The sequence below is a fragment of the Prevotella sp. SGI.167 genome, from assembly GCF_050313615.1.
GTDB lineage: Bacteria > Bacteroidota > Bacteroidia > Bacteroidales > Bacteroidaceae > Prevotella.
Window position 1 is genome coordinate 1 of sequence record NZ_JBNPLT010000161.1, and the last position, 282, is coordinate 282.

The 282-nt window shown below is 44.0% G+C and carries 2 tRNA genes; both read left to right on the forward strand.

The features are described 5' to 3' along the window. Nucleotides 1-50: 50 nt before the first annotated feature. Nucleotides 51-124: transfer RNA gene (locus ACQRBJ_RS16345), tRNA-Ile, on the forward strand. Nucleotides 125-149: 25 nt separating this feature from the next. Next, nucleotides 150-223: transfer RNA gene (locus tag ACQRBJ_RS16350), tRNA-Ala, on the forward strand. Nucleotides 224-282 lie beyond the last annotated feature (59 nt).

Consider the following 282-nt stretch of genomic DNA (forward strand, 5'->3'; position numbering starts at 1 on the left):
TAAATAAGAGATAGAGAATGTTCGGCAGAGATGCTACTCTTTACCAACACAGTCCTATAGCTCAGTTGGTTAGAGCGCCACACTGATAATGTGGAGGTCGGCAGTTCAAATCTGCCTGGGACTACATTCTTCATATAATATCTCAAACTGGGGGATTAGCTCAGTTGGCTAGAGCACCTGCTTTGCACGCAGGGGGTCAACGGTTCGAATCCGTTATTCTCCACTATTGTGAGAATTTAAGGATAGGCGACTGAAAGGAGCCAATCATTAAAATTCTACACA